Here is a 5,853-nt window from a genome sequence, read left to right on the forward strand (position 1 = left end):
ATCGCGAGCAAGCTCGCTCCCACAGATTTTTGTATTACCCACTTACTTGCTGGGCCTCATCCAGCCATTAAAAAAACCACCCCTTTGGCACCGATAACATCGTTTCTCGGGGGCGCGGCTTTTCCCTATATTGGCCCTCAGATTCCGGCGGATGGCTCAACGTCCATCCCCTCAGTGCGAGTAGTCACAATGAACAAAAAACCTGACAGCGCAGGGCTTATCAACGCAGGAGCGGGCACCCGGGCGGTGTGGGGCGGGGAGCAAGTCAGGCATCCTTACAACGCCACCCAGACCCCCATCGTCGTCAGCGCCGCGTACGGTTATGACGACATCGACGTCTGGTACGATGTCGCGTTGGGCAAGGCCCCCGGCTTTATCTACAGCCGCATGAGCAACCCGACCGTCGAGACCGTCGAAGCGAAAATCCGCGAACTGGAAATGGCCGAATCCGCCGTGGCCTTCAGCAGTGGCATGGCAGCGATCAGCAGCGTGCTCTACACCTTCCTCGCCAATGGCGATCGCGTGGTGTCGACCAAGGACAGCTACGGCGGCACCAACAAAATCTTCGAAGAATTCCTGCCGCGCACCGGCGTCGCGGTGACCTTGTGCGAGACCTTCGACCACGAGGAAATCGAGCGGGAAATCGCCAAGGGCTGCCAGGTCCTGTACCTGGAAACGCCAACCAACCCGACCCTGAAAATCCTCGACATCCCACGCCTGGTTGCGGCGGCGAAACGCGTCGGCGCCCTGGTGGTGGCGGACAACACCTTCGCCACGCCGCTGAACCAGAACCCGCTGGCACTGGGTGTCGACGTGGTGATCCACAGCGCAACCAAGTTCCTCAGCGGCCACGGCGATGTACTCGGTGGCCTGGTGTGCGGCAGCGAAGCCTTGATGGCGAAGGTGCGTCATTACCGCGAAATCAACGGCGCCACGCTCGACCCGTTCTCGGCCTACATGATCATCCGTGGCATGAAAACCCTCGCCCTGCGCATGCGCCAGCAACAGGCGAGCGCCCGTGCCCTGGCGGAGTTCCTCTGCACCGAACCGCTGGTGGAATCGGTCAACTATCCCGGTTTGCCTAGCCATCCGAACCATGCCGTGGCCTGCGCGCAAATGTCCGGGTTCGGCGCCATCGTCAGTTTTGTCCTCAAGGGCGGGATGGACACGGTCAAGGTGCTGTTGCCGCGCCTGCGATTTGCTCATTGCGCGGGCAATCTCGGCGCAGTCGAAACCATCTACGGCCCGGCCCGTACCACCAGCCATGTCGAAAACACTTTGGAAGAACGCCTGGCCCTGGGGATTTCCGAAGGGCTGGTGCGGGTGTCGGTCGGCATCGAAGACACCGACGACTTGTTGGACGACCTGAAACAGGCCTTCGCCTTCGCCAGGAAAACCCTCAACCCGCAACTCAATGAAGTGCTCACCGAGACCGCAAGCTGAAGTCAGCAAGTTGATAACCCCGCGACAAGGCTGTCAGCGGGGCGTTCATGAATAGGAATAATAATAAAAGCTCAGCGGCGCTTGTCTGACTCGCGTAGATGTCGATGCGCGCCCTGACATTTCATGAGAAACAACCATGTCCCTAACAGAACAACAAAGCAGTACGCGGGCCGGCTTCAAGCAGGAAATGCAGACGCGCCATATCGTCATGCTCGCCTTGGGCGGCGTGATCGGCACCGGGCTGTTCCTGACCTCCGGCTACACCGTCAACCAGGCCGGCCCGATGGGGGCGGTCATTGCGTACGTCATCGGCGCGCTCATGGTCTACATGGTGATGATGTGCCTCGGTGAGCTGGCGGTGCAGATGCCGGAAACCGGCTCGTTCAGCACCTACGCCACCCGCTTCCTCGGCCCTGGCACTGGCTACACCGTGGCGTGGCTGTATTGGCTGACGTGGACGGTGGCGATCGGTTCCGAATTCACCGCCGCCGGCATCCTCATGGCGCGATGGTTTCCCGACACCCCGGTGTGGATCTGGAGCGCGCTGTTTGCTGGCGTGGTGTTCCTCACCAACGTGGTCTCGGTGCGTTTGTTCGCCGAAACCGAGTTCTGGTTGTCGTTGATCAAAGTGCTGACCGTGGTGGTGTTCCTGCTGATCGGCGGTGGTGCGATTCTCGGCCTGTTGAACATCGACCAGGCCCACAGCATCGGCTTGAGTAACTTTACTCGCGAAGGGCTTTTTCCTACGGGCTTCATGCCGATTGCGATGACGCTGCTGGCAGTTTCCTTCGCCTTCTCCGGCACTGAACTGATCGGCATCGCCGCCGGCGAAACCAAGGATCCGCAACGCAACGTACCCCGCGCCATCCGCACCACGGTGCTGCGCCTGGCGGTGTTTTTTGTCGGGACCATTTTTGTCCTCGCGACGCTGTTGCCCCGCGAACAGGCCGGCCTGGTGGAAAGCCCGTTCGTCACGGTGTTCACCTACATCGGCATTCCGTACTCCGCCGACATCATGAACTTCGTGATCATCACCGCCCTGTTGTCGGCGGCCAATTCCGGGCTGTACGCCGCTTCGCGGATGCTTTGGACCCTCAGTGACCAAGGCCACTTGCCCAAGCAGTTCTCGGCCCTGACCCGCATGGGCACGCCGCTCAACGCGATCATCGTCAGCATGGCCGGCGGCGCCGCGTCGTTGCTCAGCAGCGTGTTTGCCGCCGATACCATCTACCTGGCGTTGGTGTCGATTTCCGGCCTGGCCGTGGTGGTGGTGTGGATGAGCATCGCCGCGAGCCAGATCGGTTTCCGTCGTCACTACGTCGCCAACGGCGGCGACATTCGCGACCTCAAGTTCCGGGTTCGTGGTTATCCGTGGGTGCCACTGGGGGCGCTGGTGTGCTGCAGCCTGGCGTGCATCGGCATCGCCTTCGACCCTGAACAACGGGTGGCGCTGTACTTCGGCTTGCCGTTCATCGCCTGGTGTTACTTCGTGTATTACATTACCCGCAAAAGCCGCGAGCGACGCTTGTCGGTCGCCCTCGTGGCACAACCGTCCGACGCGTTCTAACCGCGGCGACGGGGCGGGCAAACGGGCCCGGTGCGTGGGGGTTAACGAGGTAGAACCATGAAGCAAAAAACGTTGCCCCCGTTGAACTGGTTGCGGGCATTTGAAGTGTCCGCCCGCTGCCTGAACTTCACCCACGCCGCCGACGAATTGTTCTTGACCCAGGGCGCGGTCAGCCAGCAGATCCGCCAGTTGGAAAGTCACCTAGGCGTGGCGCTGTTCAAGCGCTTGCCCCGCGGCCTGGGCCTGACCGAGGAAGGCCAGGCCTACCTGCCGGTGGTGCAGGACGCGATCACACGACTGGCTGTAGGCACCAACGAAATCTTCGGCCAGCACAAGCGCCGGCCGATCAAGGTGCGCGGCAGCCTGGCGTTTTTCGTGCACTGGCTGGCGCCGAAACTGGTGGATTTCCGTCAGGCGCATCCCCACGTCGACATCCGCTACATCAGCAACATCTGGGTCAAGGAGCTGGACGGTGAGGACGACATGGAAATCCGCTGGGGGCACGGCCAATGGCCCGGCCTGGTGTCGCAGCGCCTGACCTGGGACACCTTGTTTCCAGTGTGCGCGCCGGCCTTGATGGCGACGCTGAAGGTGCCGGCGGACGTGGCCAAGCATCCGTTGCTGCACGTGTTGGGTTATGAAGAGGGCTGGGGTTACTGGCTGAACAGGGTCGGCGTCGACTGTGTGGATTCATCGACCGGCCTGCAATTCGACACGCTGGTCTGCACCTTGCGCATGGCCGAGCTGGGGCAGGGGATTGCCCTGGCGCGGTCGTCGATGGTCAGTGAATTGCTGGACGACGGACGCCTCGTCGAGCCCTTCGCCCAGCGCATCGAAGCCAGCGAATCGTTCTACCTGGTGCGCAGCTCCGGGGCCGAGCAACACCCGGACGCAGCACGGTTTTCCACCTGGCTGGTGGAGCAGGCGCATCGTTTCAAATGAGCTGTTTTATCTGAGTTTGCGGAGTTGACCATGCGCTATGTGAGTACCCGAAATTCCGCCGTGCAGGTCGATTTCGAAAAAGTCGTGCTGTCGGCCATCGCCGAGGATGGCGGGCTGTTTGTCCCGGTCGAGCTGCCGCTGTTCGAACCCCAGGACATCGCCAACTGGTCGACCTTTTCCTACGACGAACTCGCCTATCGAGTGATGCAGCCGTTCGTGGGCGAGGCGATTCCCGAGGCGGATTTCAAGCGCTTGCTCAAGGAGGCCGGCAGCCAGTTCAGCCATCGCTCCCTGGCGCCGCTGCATCAAGTGGATCGCAACGAATGGGTCCTGGAATTGTTCCATGGCCCGACCCGTTCCTCGAAGGATTTTGCTGCGCAATTGCAGGCGCGGCTGGTGCAATACTTCCTGCGCAAACGCGGGCGTCGCGCCGTCGTGATCGGCGTGACCAACGGCGACACCGGCCTGGCCGCCATCGAGGCCTTCAAGCACTGCGACGAGACTGACGTGGTGGTGATCTACCCCGAGGCCGGCGTACCGCAAGACCAGCTTCACGACCTGCAAGCAACGGCGCATCCGCGGATTCATCAAGTCGCCGTGGAGGGCAGTTTCGATGAATGCCAGACCTTGATCACGCAACTGTTCCGAGAGCATGAGGCGATCAGTTTCAACTCCAGCAACTGGGTCAGCGTCATGGCGCAGTTGGTGTTTTATTTTCACGCGGTGTTGCAGCTGGGCGGCGGTCAGCGGCCCATCGGTTTCAGCGTGCCGGCGGCGAGTTTTGCCGAAGTCTATGCCGGCTACATCGCCCAGAAGATGGGCTTGCCGATCACGCAGATGATCGTCGCCACCAACCAGAACGACGCGCTGCATCAATTCTTCTTGAAGAATCACTACTCGCGGTTGCGCGCCAGCAAGACCCTGTCGCCGGCCATGGACTTGTCGATCTTTTCCAACCTGGAACGGCTTCTCTGGGAGCTCTACGGGCATGACGATCAGGCCGTCAGCGCGCTGATGCACACCTTCGAAACCGACGGTGAAATGAGCATCGGCAACGAGTTCTGGCTAAAGGCGCGGATGATCATCGATTCGTACGCAGTGAGCGATGAGCAGACGCTGAACGAGATCACGTCGCTGTATCGCGACACCGGTTATGTCATCGATCCGCATACCGCCACCGGCGTGCTCGCGGCGCGCTTGTACCGCCGCAGCCTGGTGGCGCCGATGGTGACTCTGGGCGAGATCTCACCGATCAAATCGGCGGTGTTGCTCGGTGAGTTGGGGATCCCCGTGGCGGCGCAAAAACGTGCGGTTTCCGAGCAGGCCCCGGCGCAAATCCACCGCATCCAGCCCGACGACCTCGCTGCCCTTCATCAACTGCTCGGCACGCTGTAACCGGAGGCCCCATGAAGCGAATACTCGACCCCCTCGACGAACGCATCATCGCCGAACTGCGCCTCAACGCCCGCGCCGCCCACGCCGAGCTGGCGGCCAAGGTCAACCTCTCGCGCAACGCCGTACGCCAACGCATCGAACGCCTCGAACGCGACGGCGTGATCCAGGGCTACACCGTACGCACGGGGGAGGGCGCGCAGGCGTCGTCGAACATCAACGCGGTGATCTTCGTCTACCGCTACGACCGCATGCGCGGCGCCGAGGTGTTGCAAGCGTTGCAGGCGATGCCGGAAGTGCTGCAGTGCGACGTGATGAGTGGCGAGTTTGACTTGATGCTCAGGGTCGGCGCGGCGAACCCGGAGCGGGTGCACAAGGTGTGGAAAGAGATCTCCGCGCTGCCGGGCGTGGAGAACACCGTGACATCGTTTGTGTTGTCGTCGGTGGTCTGAAGCCTCACCTCCGGCCCCCTAGGCGCAGAAATACCTGTGGCGAGGGGATTTAGCGAA

General features: G+C 61.7%; 5 protein-coding genes. All 5 read left to right on the forward strand.

Annotated elements, in window-relative coordinates; genetic code table 11:
• Positions 1 to 189: 189 nt before the first annotated feature.
• The 5 genes from OC610_RS19785 (at position 190) to OC610_RS19805 (ending at position 5,796) form a co-directional block, all read left to right on the forward strand.
• Positions 190 to 1,443, forward strand: a complete 1,254-nt coding sequence (locus OC610_RS19785; protein WP_258648352.1) for a cystathionine gamma-synthase family protein — start codon at positions 190 to 192, stop codon at positions 1,441 to 1,443.
• A gap of 136 nt (positions 1,444 to 1,579) precedes the next feature.
• Complete coding sequence (locus OC610_RS19790; protein WP_264430074.1) at positions 1,580 to 3,010, forward strand: amino acid permease; 1,431 nt, start codon at positions 1,580 to 1,582, stop codon at positions 3,008 to 3,010.
• Between the two features lie 57 nt (positions 3,011 to 3,067).
• Positions 3,068 to 3,952: a LysR substrate-binding domain-containing protein gene (locus OC610_RS19795; RefSeq protein WP_264430077.1), complete on the forward strand. Its 885-nt coding sequence runs from the start codon at positions 3,068 to 3,070 to the stop codon at positions 3,950 to 3,952.
• A 30-nt stretch (positions 3,953 to 3,982) separates the two neighbouring features.
• Positions 3,983 to 5,347 carry a threonine synthase gene (thrC, locus tag OC610_RS19800; protein WP_264430079.1) on the forward strand — a complete coding sequence of 455 codons (1,365 nt, stop codon included), beginning with the start codon at positions 3,983 to 3,985 and terminating at the stop codon, positions 5,345 to 5,347.
• Between the two features lie 11 nt (positions 5,348 to 5,358).
• Positions 5,359 to 5,796 (forward strand): Lrp/AsnC family transcriptional regulator, encoded by a 438-nt coding sequence (locus tag OC610_RS19805; RefSeq protein ID WP_053188548.1) that lies wholly within the window; start codon positions 5,359 to 5,361, stop codon positions 5,794 to 5,796.
• Positions 5,797 to 5,853 lie beyond the last annotated feature (57 nt).

The organism is Pseudomonas agronomica (assembly GCF_025917275.1).
GTDB lineage: Bacteria > Pseudomonadota > Gammaproteobacteria > Pseudomonadales > Pseudomonadaceae > Aquipseudomonas > Aquipseudomonas agronomica.

Excerpts from the sequence above, each read along its gene's own strand:
- OC610_RS19805 (WP_053188548.1), top strand. The coding sequence starts at position 5,359 with ATGAAGCGAATACTCGACCCCCTCGACGAACGCATCATCGCCGAACTG.
- OC610_RS19790 (WP_264430074.1), top strand. The coding sequence starts at position 1,580 with ATGTCCCTAACAGAACAACAAAGCAGTACGCGGGCCGGCTTCAAGCAG.
- OC610_RS19785 (WP_258648352.1), top strand. The coding sequence starts at position 190 with ATGAACAAAAAACCTGACAGCGCAGGGCTTATCAACGCAGGAGCGGGC.
- thrC (WP_264430079.1), top strand. The coding sequence starts at position 3,983 with ATGCGCTATGTGAGTACCCGAAATTCCGCCGTGCAGGTCGATTTCGAA.
- OC610_RS19795 (WP_264430077.1), top strand. The coding sequence starts at position 3,068 with ATGAAGCAAAAAACGTTGCCCCCGTTGAACTGGTTGCGGGCATTTGAA.